This window comes from Blattabacterium sp. (Blatta orientalis) str. Tarazona (assembly GCF_000334405.1).
GTDB lineage: Bacteria > Bacteroidota > Bacteroidia > Flavobacteriales > Blattabacteriaceae > Blattabacterium.
The window spans coordinates 94,256-115,324 of the sequence record NC_020195.1; the positions used below are offsets into that span (position 1 = coordinate 94,256).

The following is a 21,069-nucleotide window of genomic DNA, read 5'->3' on the forward strand; positions in this document are numbered from 1 at the left end:
AAATTAGACTAAAAAATATTAGTGGAATTTTTCCTATATGAAAGAAGTCCTATGATTTTTCATATTAGTATAGTTATTGTTACTATACTTCTATCTGCTTTTTTTTCTGGGATGGAAATGGCTCTAATTTCTTCTAGTTTGTTTCAAATAGAATTAGAAAAAAAGAAAGGATCTTTGCGTTCTAAACTTCTTTCTGAAAGTATTAAACAACCAAAGAAATTTATCACTACAATGCTAATTGGGAATACTATATCTTTGGTGATATATGGAATATATATGGAAAAATTATTTTTATATATTCTTTCTAAATGGTTTTTAATTCACGATAATTCTTTCTGCATTTTGTTGTTAGAAACAGTAGTATCCGCTACTATTATTCTTATAATTGGAGAATTTATTCCTAAAATGATATTTAGCCTGTATTCCAATGAATTGTTAAGTTTGTTTATTGTTCCAGTATATATTATATATAAGATTTTTTATCCTATCACAAATTCTATTATTTGTATTTCTAATGTTTTTTTAAAAATTTTAGGAGAAAAAGAAGATGATAAAAAAAAAATTTTTGATAAAGAGGATTTAAGTTATTTCGTTTCAGAAAACATAAAAAATAACATTCAAGGCATAGTAGAATCTGAAGTGGAAATCTTTCATAAAGCTTTAGATTTTTCTGAAAAAAAGGCAAGAGAGTGTATGGTCCCTAGAAAAGAAATGGTTTCTTCTAATATATACACTTCTTCTATTGAGAAGATTCGTCATATATTTACGGAAAAAGGACTTTCAAAAATTTTGATTTATAAAAACAATATAGACAACATTATAGGATATATTCATTATTTGGAAATTTTAAAAAAACCAAAAAATATAGAATCTATAATTAGACCCGTAGAATTAGTTCATGTAACTACACCTGTTCGAGAGATAATGGATCTCCTTATTAAGAAAAAAAAAGACATAGCTATTGTATTAGATGAGTATGGAGGAACAGCCGGGATGATAACTATAGAAGATATTTTAGAAGAATTTCTCGGAGATATAAAAGATGAACATGATGAAACTAAATTTGTGGAAAATAAATTCAATGATAATGCATTTTTATTTTCTGCTCGTCTAGAAATTGATTTTCTTAATGCTAAATATAGCTTAAGTCTTCCTAAATCCGAAGAATACGAAACTTTAGGAGGTCTAATTGTTTTTCATACAGGATATATTCCAAAAAATGGAGAAAAAATAATCATTAATGATACTTGGGATATTGAAATAAAAAAAGTTTCTAAAAATAAAATAGAGGAAGTTTTTCTTAAAAAAAGAATTTATAGATGAATTTTTTAGAAAAAATTAGAAAAAATACATGGATTTTATTTTTCCTTATAGGAATAGCCATGTTTGCTTTTATATTAGATCCTCATGTCCTATTTAAATTTTTTTCTGAAAAATCCAGTATTTTTGGAAAAGTAAACGGAGAAAATATTTCTATAAAAGAATATGTTGATTGTTTTCAATTTTTAAAACAATTTCGTCAAGGAGAATCAGATTCCCATTTAAAAAAGGAAACTTGGAATTTATTGATTCATGAAAAATTGTTAAATCAACAAGCTATGAAACTAGGAATACAAAATACAAAAAAAGATTTTTGGGATGCTATATCTAGACAATCTATATATAGTTATATCCCAGAATTACAGGATAACTTCGGAAAGTTAGATCTCAAAAAATTTCAATTATACCTAAAAAATTTAGAAAATGCATCTCATGTTTCCCATTCTCAAATGGAAATAGAAAAGAATGTTTGGTCTTATGAAAAAAATAGTATTCCCAAAAGAATTCTTGCAAAGAAATATGTAGAAATGTTAATGTATGGATTAAATACTTCTTTAATAGAAGGAGAATTAAATTATAAGGAAAAAAACTTTTTTTCCATCATTGATTATATTTTTATTCCTTATTCAGAAATAGAACATAAATATAACATGTTTTTAATAGAAAAAAATGAAATTAAAAATTTTATTAGAAAACATAAGTTTCTTTATAAAAGAGAAAATTTAAGGAGTCTTAGTTTTGCAATTTGTAGATCAAAACCATCTTTGGAAGATGAAAAGAATATGAAAAATAAAATGGAAAAATTATTTCATAAATTTAAATCGACCAATAAAAATTATATGTTTGTTTTAACAAAGTCTGAGAAACCTTTTGATTCAAATTTTTATTTTAAAAATAATCTTCCTCCTATTTTGCAAAATTTTGTTGTGAAAAATAATAAAATTGGAAGTATGTTTAGTCCTATAAAAGAAAACAATACATATGTTATGGCAAAAATTATTGGAAAAAAAATGATTTCTGATTCTGTTTTATCTAGTCATATATTGATTTCTCATAAAGAGGCTATACGTTCTTCCAATAAGAGAACTAAAAAAGAAGCGGAGGAAATAGCTAATAAAATCTATAAAATTCTTCAAAAAGATCCATCTAAATTTGAAGAATTAGTGATAAAAAAATCTGATGATTTAATTAATGCAAAAAAAAATCAAGGAAGTTTAGGATGGTTAAAATATAATGAACAGAATTCTATTGGAAAATTTAATATTTTTGATTCGGAAAATAAAAAGAGGATGATAGGACTTACTGAAACTAAATTCGGTTATCATATTATTAGAATAGATGATAAAAGTATCCCAAAACCTGCTTATCAATTTGCTGTAATTGTAAAAACACTTATTCCATCCAAAAAAACAGAAGATCTACTTTATAGTCGTGTCAGAAAATTTTTTGGAAAAAATAAACATCATAAACTAAATACATTTATTAATAATGCAAGAAAAGAGGGGTATGAAACTATATTTTTAAAATATGTTAGATCTTCTCAATGGGATATAGATGATTTGAAAACAGAAGTAGATAAAGAAATCATTGATTGGTCTTTTGATAAAAATAGAAAAGAAGGAGACTGTCATATTTTTTCCACTTCCAATAAAGACTATATTATAGTTTATCTTTCCAATATTCAAAAAGAAGGATTTTCTATGGAAGAAATAAAAAATAATTTGATTCCTTTTCTTAAAAGAAAAAAAATAAATAGGCTTTTATCCAATATAGAAAAAAGGAAATTTTTTACTAGAAATTTAGAAGAAATAGCATCTTATTTTTCCAAGAAAATCAGAAAAAATTGCAAAATAAATTTTTATGATTCTATGGTTAATGACTATAAAGAACCAAAAGTGGTTGGTTCTGCCTCTTCTTTAAGATTATATGAAACATCTAAACCAATTTTAGGAGAAAAAGGAGTCTTTTTTGTAAGACCATCAAGACATATTTTTCCTTCTAAAAAACCTTCTTATTTTTCCCATGAAATAGAAATGTTAAATGCTCTTTTGAGGAAAAAAATGTTAGAAAATATAGGAAATGTATTAATCAAAAAATCAATAATAAAAGATTATAGGAAACATTTTCAATGACGTTTTATAGAAGAAGAATGTATTTTATTTTCTTTGTTGAGAATAGATCTTTTTTTTTCTACTATATTACTCCGTCTCATCTCATTTTGAATTTTATTTTTCGCATTTTTTAAATATCTTACCCCTTCTCCCATTCCACGAGCTATATCCGGTATTTTTTTTGGGCCAAATATAATAATAGCTATAAGAATAATGAAAAAACTTTCTTCGAAACTAATAAATAAAGGATTTATCATTTTTTTTCTTTTTTTTTAGAAAGATCATATACTATGGAGGATGCGATAAATATAGAAGAATAAGTTCCAATACTTACTCCAAACAACAAAGCTAACATAAAACTACGAATAGTAGTTCCTCCAAAGAATAAAATAATACATATAGCCCATATGGTAATAAATGAGGTATTCATGGTTCTTGTTAAAGAACTATTAATCCCCTTGTTTATAATTTCTTTTATGGAAAACGATTCAGTCCCTGAAAATTTTCGAATCTTATCATACACAATTACTGTATCATTGATAGAATAACCTATTATTGTTAACAATGCGGCGATGAAAGATTGATTTATTTCTAAAACAGAAAAACGTTCATGAAATATGGAAAATAACCCAAGTACAATTATTGTATCATGTAACAAAGAAACCAAAGCTCCTAAACCAAATTTCCATTTTTTAAATCTGATAAAAATATAAAAAAATATTCCAAATAAGGACAAAAGTATTGAAATAAAAGCATTCTTAGTTATATATTTTGCTATAACAGGTTCTACTTTTTCTGATGACAATATTCCTAAAGATTTATCTTTATCTATAGTTTTAAAATCCTGGAAATCTATCGTATGAAAATACGGTTTTAATGCCAAAACATTTTTCAAAATTTCTTGATCTATTTGGTTGTTTTCATTCCATATTTTGTATTTAGTTACTATTTTCATTTTATTTTCTTCTCCAAAAGGAAGAACTTTTGGAGAAGAAGGCTTCCCGTTTTCTATAAAATATTTGGATAAAAGAAAAGAAATGTGATCTGGTAAGACCTTACGATCAAAACGAATAATATAAGTACGACCTCCTACAAAGTCTATTCCAAGATTTAATCCTTTATAATAAAAGGAGATAAGACTTCCTAAAATGCATATAAAGGAAATAGCATAAGAAAATTTTCTTTTAGATAAAAAATCCCATGAAACTTTATTAGAATTCCATATTCTAAAGAATATTTTTTTATACTTATTTAAGTGCCACTCTAAAAATAATTTTCCCAAACATATAGAAGAAAAAAAAGAGGTAAAAATTCCAATAATTAAGGTAGTAGAAAAACCTTTAATAGGTCCTATTCCAAAGAAAAATAAGATAATTCCGCATAATAAAGTAGTAACTTGTCCATCAATAATAGATGATAAAGCTCCTTGAAAAGTGTAACTATTATGTATAGCTGAACGAATAGATGTTCCATTTCTCATATCTTCTTTAATTTTTTCATAAATTAGAACATACGAATCCATGGACATGGCTAATGTTAATATAATACCTGCAATTCCAGGAAAGGTTAATACAGAATTAATGGAAATAAGAAAACCAAGTATAAATACAAAATTAAAAATTAATGCTATGTTAGCATATAATCCTGGAATTATATAATAATAAAACATCCAAATAAATACAAAAATAATGGCTATAAAAAAAGAAAATATTCCTTTCCGTATAGTTTCCTTTCCCAAAGAAGGACCCACTACTTCTGATTGAATTATTTTGACTGAAGTAGGCAATCTACCTGTACTTAGTACATTTACTAAATCTTCAGATTCTTGTAAAGATAAATTTCCAGATATTTGAGATATTCCATTAGGAATGACTGATTTTACAAAAGGTGCTGTGTAAACTAAATCATCAAGAACTATAGCTATGTTTCTTCCAATATTTTTTTCAGTAAATATTTTCCAATTTTTAGCTCCTTCCTGATTCATTTTTATATTGATGAATATTTCGTTGAAAGGTCCAAAAGATTTATATACACTAGTAATAATATCCCCATTCAAGGAATTATTTTCTTCTTTTACAGCAAATAACGGAACATATTTTTCCTGATTATATTGATAGGTTTTAGATCCCCATAAAAATTTTATATTTCGTAAAGTATATGGTAAATATTCTACTACGTCCATAGAGTTTAAAAAATAGGTAATCTTGTTCATCTCCTTCTTATGGACTAATCCTACAACAAGATTATTATCCATCTTGTTTATTTTGGAAATGTTTAACATTTCTATGAAAGACCTAGTTTTTCTTGCAGAGGAAAAATTATTCGGTTCAAATCGTTCTAATTTTTCATTTTCTGAATAAATTTTATTTATTTTTTCAAAATAAGGAAAAATTTCTCGAAAATTGTATATTTCAAAGAAGTGTAATTCTGCTCTTTTTTGTAAAATATTTTTTACTCTATCTATATTTTCTATTCCAGGTAATTCTATTAAAATCCGATTGGATTTCTTGATTCTTTGTACATTCGGTTGGACTACTCCAAATTTATCCATTCTAGATATAAGAATGTTATGAGTATCAGAAATAGATAATTCTATTTTTTTTCTAATAACCTTTTCAAGGTCTCTATCTGTATAGTTTATTTCATCTACATAAGATCTATTTACAAAAAAATCTGAAATAGAAAAATCTGTTTGGATTTTCTTTTTATTCCTATAAAAAAAGTTTAGAAAAGAAGAAAAATAATCTACATTAGGATTTTTTTCTTTTTCTTTATCTGCATGATTTAATGCTTTTAAAAAAACAGGATTTTTGGAATTATTAGAAAATTTTTTTAATAAATCTTTTTCAGATATTTCTAAAATAAAGCTGATTCCTCCTCTTAAATCTAAACCTAAATTTAAAACTTTATTTCTTGCACTAAAATGATTATATTTTAATAATCCTATTCTTTTTTTAGATTCAAGATATTTTTTTTCTATTTCTAAGTTTCCTTTAGAATACAAATAAGCATCCCTTTCTAATTTATAAACATAAAGGCTAAAAAGAATGTAGTATAAACAAATAACAGTAAGTAAAGAGACGATAAAAATCGTAAAAAAATTTCTTATCCGCATTCTATTTCCATGATTTTACGGTAAAAATATAAAAATTATAGATGAAATAAACCTTTGATATTATTGCTATTCGTTCACTTATAAAATTTTATAATTATCTTTGTTCAGTGTACTTAAAGAAATTAAATGAATGCACTTGGAAAAATTTTAGATTATTCAAAATCTTATAAAGATCATTTTTTAATTTTTTTAAAAAAAATTTTCTCATATAAATATGGAAAAATGAAAACGCTTGGAATCTTATGCCTTTTTATCATTTTTCTTTTTTTATTCGTAATATCTTTAGGTATTTAGATGAATATTTCATGAGAGGAGCTAAAAATCAATTGGGAAAATTTTTTCCTGTGATAGAAGAACCTTTAAATTCTACAAAAATTAGAAATATTTTTAATGCTGAAAATAAAATGCAAAAACGTTTTGAAAATATATCTGAATGTCAAAGAAAACTTTCCGCTCGTGTTGTTGTGTTTTTTTTTGTAAATCGTAAAAAAGAATTAGTTTCTCCTGTTAGTGAATTTCTAGGTTCTCTCACAATGATTTTGATTGTTTGGGATGGAGGAAAACTTTTTTTATAAAAAAAATGAATGGCACCAGAAATCCTTTTTTCTTTTGTTGGATTAATTTTTCAAATTATTAATCCAGCAAAAAATTTAGTTAATTCCATATCGAATATTCAAAATCGAATATTCAAAAATGAAAAGCTACAGCAGAACGTATTGTGGAAATCTAAATGTCTCTCAAAAGAACAAACACTATCTAAATCCATTTTATAAATTTGACATATAATAAATTAGTTCTAATTAAAAATTTAACTTTCTCTTTAAAAAAGGAAAAACTATAACTTTATTAGGAAAATCTGGAAGTGGAAAATCTACTATAGATAATTTACTGGCTAATTTTTATGAGGTGTACTCAGGAGAAATAACTATTGACGGAATCAATATTAAATATTTAAAAACTAGAGAGTACAGAAGATTATTGGGAATGGTGACGCAAGAACCTGTTCTTTTTTTAATGATTCTGTTTTCAATAATATTGCTTTATGTCTAGAAAGAGTTTCTATAAAATCCGTTATTGGATATAATAGAAACAAAGTTGTCTATGGGACAAATACAAAGAATTAGCATATCTATAACGGTGTTGAAAAATTCTCCAATCTTTAAATAAAATGTTTAAAACATGTTTAAAAACAGGACTTCATTAGTTATTTTCCATCGATTTTCTTCTACTATTAGACAAAATGCAGATCATCTTATTGTATTAGAGAAAGGAAAAATAATAGAACAAGGAAAATACAAAGTTTTAATTTCAAAAAAGAAACTTACAGAAATTTACTTTCTTTACAAAGTTTTTAATAGTCAAAATGAAGGACTTTTTCTTAAATTCTATTATAGATATAGTAGAGAATCCTCTCATCTCCATTTCCATTATAGGAAATTTATTTTTTATAGAAAGTATTTTATCAATAGATAATGCGGCTGTGCTAGCTTCTATGATTATGGATTTGAAGAAAGAAGATAGAAAAAAAGCTTTTAAATACGGAATTTTTGGAGCTTATTTTTTTAGAGGGATTGCGCTTTTATGCGCTTCTTTCTTAATTAAAATTTGGTGGTTAAAACCATTAGGAGGGTTATATTTAATTTACCTTGGATTAAATTATTTTTTTTCATCAAAGAATTCTTCTTTTAAAAAAAACAAGGATAGAAAACTTAGAAATTCCTTTTGGATGGTTCTTCTTTCTATAGAAATAATGGATTTAGCTTTTTCTATTGATAATCTATTTGCTGCTGTAGCTTTATCAGAAAATTTTTTATTAATTTTTTTAGGAGTTTTTATAGGAATCTTAGCTATGAGATTTGCAGCTCAAGGATTTATTAAATTACTGGAATTATATCCATTTTTAAAAAATTCAGCATTTTCCGTAATTTTGTTACTTGGAATAAAACTTTTATTATCTCCTTTTATACATTCCATTTTCTCGAATAAAAATTTTTCTTTGGAGGGTTTTTTTTCTATTTTTTACCGTAGCCATATTTTTATTTCCAATGATTATTTCCTGGATATTTTCTACTACTAAAAAATAAATTAAACTAATATGAGGATTGGATCTTCTAACAGGTTTTTTAAATGCTTAAGAAAATTACTTCCTGTAGATCCATCTATTATTCTGTGATCACAAGATAAAGTTACTTTCATGACATATCCGATTGAAATTTCGGAATTTTTTACAATAGGTTTTTCTGTAATGGTTCCTATAGAAAGAATAGAAGAATTAGGAATATTAATAATAGAAGTAAAAAATTCTATTCCGTACATTCCTAGATTTGAAACTGTAAACGTACTATTTTCTATCTCTTCAGGCTTTATTTTTCTAGACTTTGAACGTAAAACTTTATCTTTGATTTCTTGGGATATTTGTAGTAATGATTTTTGATCCGCATTGTGGATCACTGGAACAATTAACCCTTCTTTTACTGCTACTGCCACTCCAATATTAATGAAAGAATGATAGATTATTTCTTCTTCTTTCCATGAAGTATTTACATTAGGATTCTTTTTCAAAGAGATTGCAACTGCTTTAATAATAATATCATTAAAAGAAATTTTTTCTTCGGTAGAGAGTTTTTCATTTAAATCTTTTCTTAATTGTATCATTTTTCCTACATCAATTTCAATAATGAGATAATAGTGAGGAGCTGTAAATTTTGAATGAGTTAAATGTTCAGCTATTTTTTTTCTCATAGAAGAAAGAATGACTCGTTTATCATCTATTTGTTCATGGACTATTCTTCTATTATTATCATCTAATGTTTTTTCGTATGTTTCAATATCTCTTTTAATGATCCGACCGTGATCTCCACTTCCTTTTATCTTTCTGATAGAAATCCCTACTTCTTTGGCCATTCTTTTTGCTAAAGGAGAGATAAATATCCTGTCTTTATTCTTTTTTCTATTCTCATTAGAAAGTATTTTTTCTCCCTTTTTCTCCTTTATTTTTTCTTTTGAATTTTTAATAAGATGGCTAATATCTTCTCCTTCTTCACCAATGATGGCTAATATATCATTGACACGTGTTTTTTTCCCTTCTTCTACACCAATAAAAAGAAGAATTCCACTAACGTCAATTTCAAAATCTTGAGTAGCTTTATCCGTTTCGATTTCTGCTAAAATATCTCCTTCGGAAACTTTGTCTCCTACTTTTTTATTCCATTTAATTATAGTCCCCTCTTCCATCGTATCACTCAATTGGGGCATGGATATTATTTCCGCCATGATTTTTCAGATATTTATTATAAAACAAGTAACATCACAACAAATCAGGAAGGTATCACTTGATCCAAAAAAGGATAATTTGATTCGTTATAAACAACATCATACATATGTTCTAAAGAAGGATCATCCGAATTTTCTGCAAATTCTACACAAGAATCTACTTCTTTTTTTATTTTATTTTCAATAGAATTTAATCTTTCTATGGTTTCCCACTTATTTTGTATAATGATTTTTTTCAATTTCAAAATTGGATCCTTTTTTTTATAGGAATGAACTTCTTCTTTACTACGATATGATTCAGTATCAGACATAGAATGGCCCCTATATCTGTAAGTTTTAATATCCAAAAAAGTAGATCCATTTCCACTTCTAGCTCTTTCAATGGCTATATAAGCAGCTTTAGCTATTTTTTCAGGATCCATTCCATCTACAGGAAAAGATGGCATTCCATACGAATGACCAATTTTATAAATTTCTTCTATATTTGTACTCCTTTTTACGGATGTTCCCATAGCATATTGATTATTTTCACATATAAAAACAACAGGAAGTTTCCATATCATAGACATGTTAAAAGTTTCATGTAAAGCTCCTTGTCTAACGGCCCCGTCTCCCATAAGTGTAAGCGTTACTGCATCTCTATTGAAATATTTATCTGCGAAAGCAATCCCAGCTCCTAGGGGAATTTGTCCTCCTACAATTCCATGTCCACCATAAAAACGATGTTTTTTGCTAAAAATGTGCATAGACCCTCCAATCCCATGAGATGTCCCTGTAACCTTTCCTAGGAGTTCTGCCATAACTTTTTTTGGATTCACTCCCATAGAAATAGGTAAAATATGACATCTATAAGCGGTAATAATCTTATCTTTAGACATATCCATAGCATGAGTCAACCCAGCAGGAAGTGCTTCTTGTCCATTATATAAATGTAAAAATCCTCTAATTTTTCGTTTTAAGTATAGGGAACGACATTTGTCCTCAAATTTTCTCCAAAAAGACATATCTTGAAACCACTTTAAGTAAGTTTCTGTGGTAATTTCTTTCATTAACTTTATGAAATTATCGTATACAAATTTAATCTTTAAGATATAAATCCACAAAAGAATTTAGATGAAATGAATCAGACTTTCTAAGGAATTTTTTCTAGATCCTTTAATTAGGATATAATCTGCTTTTAGAGAATTGCTTTTTATCCATTGAATAAAAATATTTTTATGAGAAAATATTCGGATTCTATTAGAGGAATTTCTATTTGTATTAGAAAATATTTCCCCAATTAAGAAAATTGCATTTATATTGCTCTTTTCTAAAAATGAAATGATTTTCGCATGTTCTTTCTTAGAAAAAGATCCCAATTCTAACATATCTCCTAATATAGCTATTTTATTTCCTTGAATTTTATTAAAAAAGGTAAGAGTTTCTATCATACTGCTAGGATTTGCATTATAACAATCTACTATGATTTTTACATTTTCTTTCTCTAAAATTTGAGAACGATAATTATTTGGAATATAGCCTTCTACAGCTTTTTTTATTTTTTTTAAAGGAACTTTAAAATAATTTCCAATAGTTATAGCAGAAGCTATATTATACAAATTATAAGAACCAACCAATGAAGAAACTATTTGCATGTCTTTAATACATAATACAGATTTTAAATCTGTTTTGTTCCAAAAATATTTAATAGGAACATTTACATCCGAATTAACTCTTTCCGAAAAAATATATCTTTCAATACCTAAACTATGAATTAATTGAATAGGATCATCTCCATTTACAAAAACTTTTTTTTTGTTTTTTTTAAAAAAATTGTACAATTCCAATTTTCCACGAATCACTCCTTTTATATTTTTAAATCCTTCCAGATGAGCTTTTCCGAAATTAGTTATATATCCATAGTTTGGATGAATAATAGAACACATTTTTTGTATTTCTTTTTCTTGATTTGCTCCAATTTCTACAACAGAAATCTGTGTATTTTTAGGCATAGATAACAAGGTTAATGGAATTCCTATATGATTATTGAAATTTTTTTCAGTAGAATGAACTACTTCATATTTTTTAGAGAGAATAGCTGTTGTTAATTCTTTAGTCGTCGTTTTTCCATTACTTCCTGTAATGGCTATAATAGGAACTCTATTAAGTTGTAATCTGTGATATAGAGCCAACTCTTGTAAAGAAGATAAAGCATTTTTTACAAAAAAAATGTTTTTATGAGGAAAAGAATATTTTATATTATCTACAATGGCTATCATGGCCCCATTTGAAATCGCTTCATGAGCAAACTGATTTCCATCAAAATTTTTTCCTTTTAAAGCAAAAAAAATGGAACCATTTTTTACTTTTTTACTATTTATTTCTATCCCGGAAGAAATAGTATACAATCTATACAAATCTTGTATTTTCACAAATGTAATTTTTTTTTACAGAATATCCTTTTCCAGTTTCATTTTTAAATTATTAATGTTAGTAATCACTGTTCTTTTTTGATCTTTAATATAAGAAATATAACCTGTTTCTTCGGAAATAACTAAACAAATGGCGTCTGTTTTTTCGGATAACCCGATAGCAGCTCTGTGACGAAGACCTAAACGAGATGGAATTTCTTTATTGTAAGAAACGGGAAGTATTGCTCTTGTTCTTACTATTTTATCTCCTATAACAACTACAGCCCCATCATGTAATGGACTATTTTTATAAAAAATGCTTTCTAAAATAGGAATGTTCACTTTCGCTTCCATTTCATCTCCATTCTGGATAAATTCTTTTATATCTTGATGCATTTGAATAACAATTAATACTCCTGTTTTATCTCCTGATAAAATAGCACAAGCCTTCACGATACTATCTATTGTTTCGGTTTTCACAGAAACACCGGATTTTCTAAAAAGAGAAATAATAAATTTTTTAAAAAAAATTCTGCTCCCAACTATGAGAAGAAATTTTCTAATTTCTGGTTGAAATAGAATAATTAAAGCTAAAAAACCTCCTTTAAAAAAAGCACTCATTACTATACTCAGGTATTTCATTTCATATGCTTCGACTATTTTCCAGAAAACAAAAGTCGCAATAATTCCGTAAAAAATATTTAAAACCGCTGTGTTATAGACAAGTCTATATACTTGTAAGAAAATCATGGCTACTAGAAAAACATCTAAAATATCAATGAAAGAAATTTTCAAAAAAATATAATAATGAAAAAACGGATTCATATAAAAAAAATAATATACGTTTTTTAATGGTAGACTGATATTATATTCTATTCCTATAATACTGGACCAATTTTATACACTCTACAGCTTCTTTTACATCATGTACACGTAAAAAATTAACTTTCTTCAAGAGAGCTATAGTATGGATGATCGAAGTAGCATTTAAAGATTCTTCAGAAGAAATCCTTAGAATTTTTTGAATCATAGACTTTCTAGAAATACCTACTAAAATTAGGTAATCTCCAAATCCTAGCAAAGATAAATGTTTCAATAATTGAAAATTTTGTTGTAATGTTTTTCCAAAACCAAAACCAGGATCTATAATTATATCATTGATTCCATGTTTTTTCAACATGGAAATTTTTCGAGAAAAAAAGTTGTTTATTTCTATAATTGTATTCTGATAACATGGTTTTTTTTGCATATTAAGAGGAATCCCCTTCATATGACATAATATATATGGAATACGAAATTTAGAGAATAAGGAAAACATTTTTTTATCTAGATTTCCTCCAGAAACATCATTTATAATTAAAGCTCCTTCTTCTACAGCCATTCTGGCTACTTTACTACGGAAAGTGTCTATAGATATTTTAGTATTTGGAAATGTTTTTAGGATGGAACGAATAAACGGAATAACCCTCTTTATTTCTTCTTCTTCTGTAGGAAATTTAGACCATGGACGAGTTGAACAACCTCCAACATCGATAAAATCAGATCCTTCTTCTAATAGATTTTCTACATGTCGTAGCATATGAAGTTCTGATTTTAGCTTTCCTCCATCATAAAAAGAATCAGGAGTTAGATTAACTATCCCCATAATTTTTGGTTCTTTAAAACACAATAAGGTTCCTCCACAATTAATTGTCATTAAAAAATTATTTTTACACCTACATCCATATATAAAATTAAAATGATATGAATCATATTTCTATTGATTTTCTCATGAGAAAATGTGAAGAATTATTTAAAGAAAAATTAAAAGTTTATGATCTTTCATGGAAAGAGATCAAAATATCTTCTATAATAGATCAAATTTTCATTAAAGTAGTTCGGATTCAAAATATTCAAGAAAGAGGATTTCAAGAAGTAGAAGAAGAGAAAGTTATAGATACATTTATAGATGTGATTAATTATATTGTAATTACATTAATAAAATTAAATATTGATTTTAAAAAAAAGGTTTCTCATTCTGAAGTCATGAACATTTATATTCAAAAATTTGATAAAATCAAAGAATTATATGATGATAATAACCAAAAGGAAAGTATTTCAATAGAAAATCTATTAGAAGAAATTTTGTATTTGAAACAAAAAGAAACAAAAATTTTATACAAAAAATTAGAAAATATCTGTTTAAAAATGTTAAATATGACTATATTCTTATTAATGAAAAATATTCCTAAAAAAAGAAATTAAAATAGAATTAAGAATAGAAATGAAAAAAAAAATTGTAATTGCAAATTGGAAAATGAATCATGATTTCTATGAAACCACTTCTTTTCTCAGAAATTTATTTAAAAATTTTTTTTATGAAAAAAAAATAAATAACAAAAAGAAAGTAATTATTGCTCCATCTTTTCCTTTCTTGCATATTTCAAATCAAATATTACAGGGGAGTTCTTTGAGTCTTGCGGCACAAAATATTTTTCAAATGGAAAATGGATCTTATACGGGAGAAGTATCTGCTTCCATGTTAAGATCCATAGGAATTCATAAAGTAATATTAGGACACAGTGAGCGAAGAAAATATTTTTCTGAAAAAAATGAGATATTGCTAAAAAAAATTAAAATAGCATTAAAATATGGTTTTCATATTATTTTTTGTATCGGAGAAACTGCTTTGGAAAGAGAAAAAAACGAACAATTTTTGATAGTCAAAAAACAATTGGAAGAAACTGTATTTCATTGTTCTTCTTTAGAAGAAATTAGTTATTTTATCATAGCATATGAGCCTATATGGGCCATTGGGACCGGAAAAACAGCAACTTCTGAAGAAGCTCAGACCATGCATCGATATATTAGATCCTTATTTCTAGATAAATATGGAGAAAAAGTTTCCAAAAAAATGTCTATCTTATATGGAGGAAGTATAAACGATCTTAATGCAAGAAATCTTTTTGCTCAAGAAGATATAGATGGAGGACTTGTAGGAAATTCTTCACTAGAAATAGAAAAATTTTTGACAATTATTCAATCTTAATATCTTTGTGTGGGTTATGCATTAGGCCTCGTAGCTTAATAGGATAGAGCATCTGACTACGGATCAGAAGGTTATGGGTTCGAATCCCTTCGAGGTCTCATATTATTATCCTAAATAAGGTTTTAGGATTTTGCTTCTAGAAGAATGTTTCAATCTTTTTAAAGCTATGCTCTCAATTTGTCTTACCCGTTCTCTGGTTAAATCGCAAGATTGTCCAACTTCTTCCAGAGTCATAGGTGGAGATCCATTCAATCCAAAATGTAATATGATAACACGACGTTCTCTTTCGCTTAAAGTTTCCAAAATTCTTTTTATATCTTTGCGAAGAGATTCTCTTTCTAAATACTCATCTGGACGAGGAGATTCATCGGACCTTACCAAATCATACAAATTAGAATCCTCTCCTTCTATTAAAGGAGCATCCATAGAAACATGTCTTCCTGAATTTTTGATAGACTCCTCCACATCTTTTTCATTCATATCTAAATGTTCTGCTATTTCTCTTGCAGAAGGCGTTCTTTGAAGTTCTTGTTCTAATTGAGCTAGAGTTTTTAGTATTTTGTTCAATAAAGCTAATTTGTTTGTAGGTTGACGAATCGAACGGGACTGTTCTGCTATAGCTTGTAAAATAGCTTGTCTGATCCACCAAACCACATAAGAAATACATTTAAATCCTCTAGTCTCATCAAAACGTAAAATTCCTTTTATTAAACCTAAATTTCCTTCATTAATTAAATCACATAAACTTAATCCTTGATTTTGATATTGTTTAGCCACAGAAACTACAAAACGTAAGTTTGCATTAACAAGTTTTTCTATAGCAGAAGAATCTCCTTCTCTTGCTCTACGAGCGTATTCAACTTCTTCTTCAGGGGTTAATAGGGGAATTTTTCCTATTTCATGAAGGTATTTATCTAATGATTCAGATTCACGATTTGTTACTTGTTTAGTAATTTTAAGTTGTCTCATGTATTTTTATTATTTTTAATTCTTTGGACGAGGTAAAAGTACTTTTCTAGAAAGTTTCATTTTTTTATTTTTCTCATCCATTCCCATAAATTTTACTTCAATGATCTCTCCAATGTGCAATTCCTCTTCTATATTATTTAATCTTTTCCATCCTATTTCAGAAATATGCAATAGCCCTTCCACTCCTTTAGATATTTCTACAAAAGCTCCAAAATCTTTTATAGACTTTACTTTTGCTTTATAAACCTTTCCAATTTCAGGAACAAAAGTAATTTCTTGAATTCTATTAATGGCTTGTTTCATTTTTTGATAATCCTTTCCTATAATTTCAATAGCCCCCATATCTCCTTTTTCTTCAATAAGGATACTGGTATCTGTACAAGATTGTATTTCTTGAATCACTTTCCCACCAGGACCAATAACCGCACCTATGAAATCTTTAGGAATATTGAAAGTATATATTTTAGGAGCGTTAGGTTTTGGTTTATTTCTATATTTTGGTAAAGTTTCCAGCATTTTTTTTAGAATAAACAGACGACCTTCTAAAGCTTGCATTAAAATTTTACTTAAAAGATCATTAGTCAATCCTTGTATTTTTTTTACATCCATTTGACATGCGGTTATTCCATTTTTTGTTCCTGTTATTTTCAAATCAAGTTCTCCAAATCCGTCTTCCTCTCCCATTATATCAGATAGGATTACTTTTTTTTCTTTATCTGTAAATAATCCCATAGAAATCCCGGAAACAGGATTTTCAATAGCTATACCTGCATCCATTAAGGCTAAACTTGCTGCGCAAACTGTTGCCATAGAAGAAGACCCATTAGATTCTAAAATATCTGAGACTACACGAATTGTATATGGATTATTATCAGGAATCACATTTTTTAAAGCACGTTGTGCTAAATTTCCATGGCCTACTTCACGCCTAGAGACTCCTCTAATTGGACGTATTTCTCCTGTAGAAAAAGGAGGAAAATTATAATGGAGATAAAATTTTTCCTGGTTTTCCATAATAACATTGTCAATCTTATTGACATCCAAAGAGGAACCTAATGTGACAGTAGTTAACGATTGAGTTTCTCCTCTCGAGAATAAAGCGGAACCATGAACTCCAGGAAGATAATCCACAATACTCCATATAGGACGTATTTGTTGGTTGTTTCTCCCATCTAGTCGAATCCCTTCTTCCAAAATCATATGTCTGACTACTCTTTTTTTAATCTCTTCATAATATTGATCAATAAAAATTTCATTTTTTTCCCTCTCTTCTATGGATAATTTTTTTTTAAAATTGTTTAAAATAGTTTTTTCTTGAATAGACCTGGTTTTCTTATCCAAAAGATCTTTATATATTCCATAAGTTTTTCGTAAGAAAAAGAAAAAGTTCTTTTCTAAAAATTCCTTTTCTAAGGAAGGATTTCCCCTATTGTTCTCTTTAAAGTCAAAGAAACGATTTTTTGGAATTTTTTTACCTAATTTTTTTTGAGCCTCTATTTGAGGTTTTATTGCGTTATGAGCTATATTTATGGCTTGTAGAAATTCTTTTTCTGTAATTTCTTTCATTTCTCCTTCTATCATGATAATGGAATGCTCAGAAGCTCCTACTATTAAATCTATATCTGCTTTTTCTAATTGATCTAAACTTGGATTTATAATGAATTTCCCATTTACGCGTATAATCCGGATTTCGGATATAGGCCCATTGAATGGAATTCCAGCTACGGATAAAGCTGTGGAAGCGGCTAATCCAGCTAATTCATCTGGTAAAACTGTTTTATCATATGATAAGAGGGAGATCATGATTTGTATTTCATTTCGAAACGATTCGGAAAAAGTAGGCCTTAAGACACGATCAACTAATCTCATAGTTAAAATTTCCTCATCGGAAGGTCTTCCTTCTCTTTTTATAAATCCACCAGGAATTTTACCACTTGCAGAATATTTTTCTCTGTAATCTACTGTTAATGGTAAAAAATTAATCTCATTTTTTATTTCTTTAGAAACTACTACAGTAGCTAATAGGATGGTGTTTTTCGCCCGAACAATGGCTGCCCCATCTGCTTGTCTAGCTATTTTTCCTGTTTCTATAACAATAGGGGCCCCATCTTCTAAAGATATGATTTCTTTTAGTGTATCTGGCATATTTTATTCTTTATGGATTATTAATAAACAAAAAGAAATATTTATATATTATTATTTGTTTGATGATATAATAGAAGAAATCACATGCATGCAATGATCATTTTCTTAATCCTAGGAGTTGAATAATTTTTTTATAACTATTTACATCCTTTTTTTCTATATATTTCAGTAATTTTTTTCTTTTTCCTACTAATCTTACTAGTGCTCTTTCTGTATTAAAATCCTTTTTGTTATTCTTAAGATGCTTGCTTAAATGATTAATACGATAAGTAAATAAAGCTACTTGAGCTTTGGAAGAACCTGTGTCGAAAACAGAGGTCCCATAAGTTTTAAATATTTCTTTTTTTTTTCTCTGCATTCAAATACATACATATAATCTTTATTTTCTGAGAATAAAGTTAAAAATATTTTGCTAATATGTCTTTTTTTTTATTATTTTATCATTTCATGTTTAGCAGAGAATCTATATATTTTCTATCATTGGAGAGGCGTGGAATTTTATTTTGACCACCTAGTTTTCTGTGTTTTTTTAACCAATCGTAAAATAATCCATTTCTAGCTACGAATATTACTGGAGGACGTAATATCATGTTTTTATATCTTTTAATTTCATAATCAGAATTCAAGGACTTTAATTCCTTATCTAAAGTATCCCTAAAATAACATAAATCTTTTGGTGGTTTTTTGAATTCTATAATCCATTCATGAGCTCCAGAATTTTTTTGATTCATATAAATAGGGCCAGCTGTATATTCATGAATGATAGAATCTGTTTTTATGCAAGTTACATTTAAAGCTTTTTCTGCATTTTCTATGATTAATTCTTCTCCAAAAGTATTAATATAGTGGTTTGTTCTTCCAGAAATAGAAATTCTGTACGGGGATAAACTGGTAAATTTAATAGTATCTCCAACTATATATCTCCAAAGTCCAGCATTGGTAGAAACCACTAAGGCGTAATTTTTTTTTAATTCCACTTTTTCAATGGGAATTATTTTTGGATAAGGATTATGAATTTCTTCCATAGGAATAAATTCATAAAAAATTCCATGATCTAATAAAAGTAAAAGATCTTCTACGTTTTTCTGATCCTGTACCGCAAAAAATCCTTCTGAAGCACTATATACGTCATAGTAATTTACAGAAGGACTAAATAAATCATTATATTGTTCTCTATATGGGTTAAAACTTACGCCTCCATGAAAGATGACCTCTATGTGGGGCCAGATATCATTGTATTTTTTTTTTTCAAATTTTTTTAATAAATGATTTAAAAAGATTAGAAGCCAAGAACAAACTCCTAATAAAAGACGAACATCTTTTTTTTCCGTTTCTTTAACAAGAGTTTCTAATTTCTCTTCCCATTCACTCATAAGAGCTATTTTTTTTCTAGGAATACTAATATATTCTGCCCAAAAAGGTAGATTTTTGATTAAAATAGAAGACAAATCTCCATAAAAAGTATTATAATTTCTATATAATTCGTGGCTTCCTCCTAAACGCAAAGCTTTTCCAAAGAATATTTTTGTTTTTGGATGATTATGAATATATATAGACAACATGTCCTTTCCTGCTTTGTAGTGACATTCATGCATGGATAATTTTGTGACAGGAATATATTTACTTTTCGTACTTGTAGTTCCAGAAGATCTAGCGAACCATTTTACTTTTCCTGGCCATAATAAGTTCTTTTCTCCTTTACGAATTCTTTCAATTATAGGTTGTAAATCTGGGTATTTGCATATAGGTATTCTTTCAGAGAATTGTTGATATTTTTTTATATCGAAGAATCCATATTTTTTTCCAAATTCCGTATTTTTAGCATAAGCAATCAGTTGATGAATTAATTTGTATTGTATTTCTATTGGATTACGAATGATAGACTCTATTCTTTTTATTCTTCTTTTAAGAAAAGCAGAAGTGAAATATCCAGACAAATACTTCATTATATTAGATTATTTTTTTGGATAAATAAATAGATACAATTCCAAATGTTAGTTTTTGTGAATGTATGGGATTAAATCCGTAATATTTTAAAAATTTTTTCATTTTATTTCCACAATAAGAAAAAGATTTAATAGATTCTTGTAAGTAATTGTAAGCAAAATTATTTTTGGATAAAAAATTTCCTATTCTAGGAAGAATAGAATGAGAATAAAAATGATAAATTTTTTTTATATAAGGATTCGATGGTTTAGAAAACTCTAATATTTCCAAAATTCCCATTGGTTTAAGAATTCTATATATTTCTTGAAAAGAAAGATGAAAATTCTGAAAATTTCTTACTCCAAAGGAGATGGTAACTACGTCAAAAGTAGCGTTTTCGAAAGGCATATTTTGTGAATATCCCTGAATAAATTGGATTCTTTTTTTCAATAAATTATCTTTTATTTTATTTCTGGCTATTTTTAGCATTTCTTTAGAAGGATCCAATCCGATAACATAAGTTTTGTGAAATTTTTTAGCTATCAAAAGAGCCAAATCTCCTGTTCCTGTAGCTATATCTAATACCTTTTGGATGTTTTTTGTACTAAATTTAGTTAGTAGTTCTATTACTTGTTTTCTCCATATGAAATCTATTCCAAAAGATAAAAGGTGATTAAGAAAATCATATTTGGATGAAATATTATCAAACATTTTTGTTAATTCTTCTTCTTTCGAAGAGAAAGGATATTTGTTCATAATATTATTTATATGTATAATTTAATTTACTTAAGA

The 21,069-nt window shown here is 27.0% G+C and carries 19 protein-coding genes and 1 tRNA gene; 8 read left to right on the forward strand and 12 right to left on the reverse strand.

Annotation, left to right across the window (positions count from 1 at the left end; translation table 11 throughout):
* Positions 1–51: 51 nt before the first annotated feature.
* Positions 52–1,323: a hemolysin family protein gene (locus tag BLBBOR_RS00470; protein WP_045118240.1), complete on the forward strand. Its 1,272-nt coding sequence runs from the start codon at positions 52–54 to the stop codon at positions 1,321–1,323.
* Entirely contained in the window at positions 1,320–3,452 is a 2,133-nt protein-coding gene (locus BLBBOR_RS00475; RefSeq protein ID WP_015370497.1) for a SurA N-terminal domain-containing protein, read from the forward strand. The genes BLBBOR_RS00470 and BLBBOR_RS00475 overlap by 4 nt, the downstream gene beginning before the upstream one ends.
* Here the strand turns inward: BLBBOR_RS00475 and BLBBOR_RS00480 are convergent.
* Together BLBBOR_RS00480 and BLBBOR_RS00485 are read right to left on the reverse strand one after the other, a co-directional pair.
* Positions 3,446–3,688 (reverse strand): twin-arginine translocase TatA/TatE family subunit, encoded by a 243-nt coding sequence (locus BLBBOR_RS00480; RefSeq protein WP_015370498.1) that lies wholly within the window; start codon positions 3,686–3,688, stop codon positions 3,446–3,448. The two genes, BLBBOR_RS00475 and BLBBOR_RS00480, sit on opposite strands and share 7 nt — an antisense overlap.
* A complete protein-coding gene (locus tag BLBBOR_RS00485) occupies positions 3,685–6,546 on the reverse strand; it encodes a protein translocase subunit SecDF (RefSeq protein ID WP_015370499.1) in 2,862 nt (953 codons plus the stop codon). Before BLBBOR_RS00485 ends, BLBBOR_RS00480 begins: the two co-directional genes overlap by 4 nt.
* 242 nt (positions 6,547–6,788) lie before the next feature.
* Between BLBBOR_RS00485 and BLBBOR_RS03285 the strand changes: the two genes are divergently transcribed.
* From BLBBOR_RS03285 to BLBBOR_RS00495, 3 genes are all read left to right on the forward strand, one after another.
* Positions 6,789–7,121 (forward strand): ABC transporter ATP-binding protein/permease, encoded by a 333-nt coding sequence (locus BLBBOR_RS03285; RefSeq protein ID WP_048818548.1) that lies wholly within the window; start codon positions 6,789–6,791, stop codon positions 7,119–7,121.
* Between the two features lie 262 nt (positions 7,122–7,383).
* A complete protein-coding gene (locus BLBBOR_RS03290) occupies positions 7,384–7,596 on the forward strand; it encodes an ATP-binding cassette domain-containing protein (protein ID WP_235043243.1) in 213 nt (70 codons plus the stop codon).
* A 313-nt stretch (positions 7,597–7,909) separates the two neighbouring features.
* Positions 7,910–8,623: a DUF475 domain-containing protein gene (locus BLBBOR_RS00495; RefSeq protein ID WP_015370500.1), complete on the forward strand. Its 714-nt coding sequence runs from the start codon at positions 7,910–7,912 to the stop codon at positions 8,621–8,623.
* Between the two features lie 8 nt (positions 8,624–8,631).
* Here the strand turns inward: BLBBOR_RS00495 and BLBBOR_RS00500 are convergent, their stop codons facing one another.
* From BLBBOR_RS00500 to folP, 5 genes are read right to left on the reverse strand one after another with little or no spacing between them, the layout of a single operon-like run.
* Positions 8,632–9,819 carry a dihydrolipoamide acetyltransferase family protein gene (locus tag BLBBOR_RS00500; protein WP_015370501.1) on the reverse strand — a complete coding sequence of 396 codons (1,188 nt, stop codon included), beginning with the start codon at positions 9,817–9,819 and terminating at the stop codon, positions 8,632–8,634.
* A 44-nt stretch (positions 9,820–9,863) separates the two neighbouring features.
* Positions 9,864–10,868 carry a pyruvate dehydrogenase (acetyl-transferring) E1 component subunit alpha gene (pdhA, locus tag BLBBOR_RS00505; protein WP_015370502.1) on the reverse strand — a complete coding sequence of 335 codons (1,005 nt, stop codon included), beginning with the start codon at positions 10,866–10,868 and terminating at the stop codon, positions 9,864–9,866.
* Between the two features lie 60 nt (positions 10,869–10,928).
* Positions 10,929–12,230: a UDP-N-acetylmuramoyl-tripeptide--D-alanyl-D-alanine ligase gene (murF, locus tag BLBBOR_RS00510; RefSeq protein ID WP_015370503.1), complete on the reverse strand. Its 1,302-nt coding sequence runs from the start codon at positions 12,228–12,230 to the stop codon at positions 10,929–10,931.
* A gap of 15 nt (positions 12,231–12,245) precedes the next feature.
* Entirely contained in the window at positions 12,246–13,034 is a 789-nt protein-coding gene (locus BLBBOR_RS00515) for a diadenylate cyclase (RefSeq protein WP_015370504.1), read from the reverse strand.
* A 40-nt stretch (positions 13,035–13,074) separates the two neighbouring features.
* The gene (gene folP / locus BLBBOR_RS00520; protein ID WP_015370505.1) at positions 13,075–13,905 is read right to left on the reverse strand and encodes a dihydropteroate synthase; all 831 of its coding nucleotides are present in this window, start codon (positions 13,903–13,905) and stop codon (positions 13,075–13,077) included.
* 47 nt (positions 13,906–13,952) lie between these two features.
* Between folP and BLBBOR_RS00525 the strand changes: the two genes are divergently transcribed.
* The 3 genes from BLBBOR_RS00525 (at position 13,953) to BLBBOR_RS00535 (ending at position 15,335) form a co-directional block, all read left to right on the forward strand.
* Positions 13,953–14,453, forward strand: coding sequence for a DUF1599 domain-containing protein (locus BLBBOR_RS00525; RefSeq protein WP_015370506.1), 501 nt, complete (start codon positions 13,953–13,955; stop codon positions 14,451–14,453).
* 19 nt (positions 14,454–14,472) lie between these two features.
* On the forward strand, positions 14,473–15,237 hold the full coding sequence (gene tpiA / locus BLBBOR_RS00530) for a triose-phosphate isomerase (protein ID WP_015370507.1): 765 nt from the start codon (positions 14,473–14,475) through the stop codon (positions 15,235–15,237).
* Positions 15,238–15,261: 24 nt separating this feature from the next.
* Positions 15,262–15,335 (forward strand) — tRNA-Arg (locus BLBBOR_RS00535).
* A gap of 7 nt (positions 15,336–15,342) precedes the next feature.
* Here BLBBOR_RS00535 and BLBBOR_RS00540 read toward each other — a convergent pair.
* The 5 genes from BLBBOR_RS00540 to ubiE all read right to left on the reverse strand — a co-directional run bounded on the left by BLBBOR_RS00540 (position 15,343) and on the right by ubiE (position 21,033).
* Entirely contained in the window at positions 15,343–16,206 is an 864-nt protein-coding gene (locus tag BLBBOR_RS00540; protein ID WP_015370508.1) for an RNA polymerase sigma factor RpoD/SigA, read from the reverse strand.
* 15 nt (positions 16,207–16,221) lie between these two features.
* Positions 16,222–18,351 (reverse strand): polyribonucleotide nucleotidyltransferase, encoded by a 2,130-nt coding sequence (locus BLBBOR_RS00545; RefSeq protein ID WP_015370509.1) that lies wholly within the window; start codon positions 18,349–18,351, stop codon positions 16,222–16,224.
* A 97-nt stretch (positions 18,352–18,448) separates the two neighbouring features.
* Positions 18,449–18,709, reverse strand: coding sequence for a 30S ribosomal protein S15 (rpsO, locus tag BLBBOR_RS00550; RefSeq protein WP_015370510.1), 261 nt, complete (start codon positions 18,707–18,709; stop codon positions 18,449–18,451).
* An 82-nt stretch (positions 18,710–18,791) separates the two neighbouring features.
* A complete protein-coding gene (locus BLBBOR_RS00555; RefSeq protein WP_015370511.1) occupies positions 18,792–20,297 on the reverse strand; it encodes a GH3 auxin-responsive promoter family protein in 1,506 nt (501 codons plus the stop codon).
* Positions 20,298–20,301: 4 nt separating this feature from the next.
* Entirely contained in the window at positions 20,302–21,033 is a 732-nt protein-coding gene (gene ubiE, locus BLBBOR_RS00560) for a bifunctional demethylmenaquinone methyltransferase/2-methoxy-6-polyprenyl-1,4-benzoquinol methylase UbiE (RefSeq protein ID WP_015370512.1), read from the reverse strand.
* Positions 21,034–21,069 lie beyond the last annotated feature (36 nt).

What these genes read in the sequence shown, in the direction of transcription:
- BLBBOR_RS00470 (WP_045118240.1), top strand. Translation starts at nt 52, where the DNA reads ATGATTTTTCATATTAGTATAGTTATTGTTACTATACTTCTATCTGCT.
- BLBBOR_RS00475 (WP_015370497.1), top strand. Translation starts at nt 1,320, where the DNA reads ATGAATTTTTTAGAAAAAATTAGAAAAAATACATGGATTTTATTTTTC.
- BLBBOR_RS00480 (WP_015370498.1), bottom strand. Translation starts at nt 3,688, where the DNA reads ATGATAAATCCTTTATTTATTAGTTTCGAAGAAAGTTTTTTCATTATT.
- BLBBOR_RS00485 (WP_015370499.1), bottom strand. Translation starts at nt 6,546, where the DNA reads ATGCGGATAAGAAATTTTTTTACGATTTTTATCGTCTCTTTACTTACT.
- BLBBOR_RS03285 (WP_048818548.1), top strand. Translation starts at nt 6,789, where the DNA reads ATGCCTTTTTATCATTTTTCTTTTTTTATTCGTAATATCTTTAGGTAT.
- BLBBOR_RS00495 (WP_015370500.1), top strand. Translation starts at nt 7,910, where the DNA reads ATGAAGGACTTTTTCTTAAATTCTATTATAGATATAGTAGAGAATCCT.
- BLBBOR_RS00500 (WP_015370501.1), bottom strand. Translation starts at nt 9,819, where the DNA reads ATGGCGGAAATAATATCCATGCCCCAATTGAGTGATACGATGGAAGAG.
- pdhA (WP_015370502.1), bottom strand. Translation starts at nt 10,868, where the DNA reads ATGAAAGAAATTACCACAGAAACTTACTTAAAGTGGTTTCAAGATATG.
- BLBBOR_RS00515 (WP_015370504.1), bottom strand. Translation starts at nt 13,034, where the DNA reads ATGAATCCGTTTTTTCATTATTATATTTTTTTGAAAATTTCTTTCATT.
- folP (WP_015370505.1), bottom strand. Translation starts at nt 13,905, where the DNA reads ATGACAATTAATTGTGGAGGAACCTTATTGTGTTTTAAAGAACCAAAA.
- BLBBOR_RS00525 (WP_015370506.1), top strand. Translation starts at nt 13,953, where the DNA reads ATGAATCATATTTCTATTGATTTTCTCATGAGAAAATGTGAAGAATTA.
- tpiA (WP_015370507.1), top strand. Translation starts at nt 14,473, where the DNA reads ATGAAAAAAAAAATTGTAATTGCAAATTGGAAAATGAATCATGATTTC.
- BLBBOR_RS00540 (WP_015370508.1), bottom strand. Translation starts at nt 16,206, where the DNA reads ATGAGACAACTTAAAATTACTAAACAAGTAACAAATCGTGAATCTGAA.
- BLBBOR_RS00545 (WP_015370509.1), bottom strand. Translation starts at nt 18,351, where the DNA reads ATGCCAGATACACTAAAAGAAATCATATCTTTAGAAGATGGGGCCCCT.
- rpsO (WP_015370510.1), bottom strand. Translation starts at nt 18,709, where the DNA reads ATGCAGAGAAAAAAAAAAGAAATATTTAAAACTTATGGGACCTCTGTT.
- BLBBOR_RS00555 (WP_015370511.1), bottom strand. Translation starts at nt 20,297, where the DNA reads ATGAAGTATTTGTCTGGATATTTCACTTCTGCTTTTCTTAAAAGAAGA.
- ubiE (WP_015370512.1), bottom strand. Translation starts at nt 21,033, where the DNA reads ATGAACAAATATCCTTTCTCTTCGAAAGAAGAAGAATTAACAAAAATG.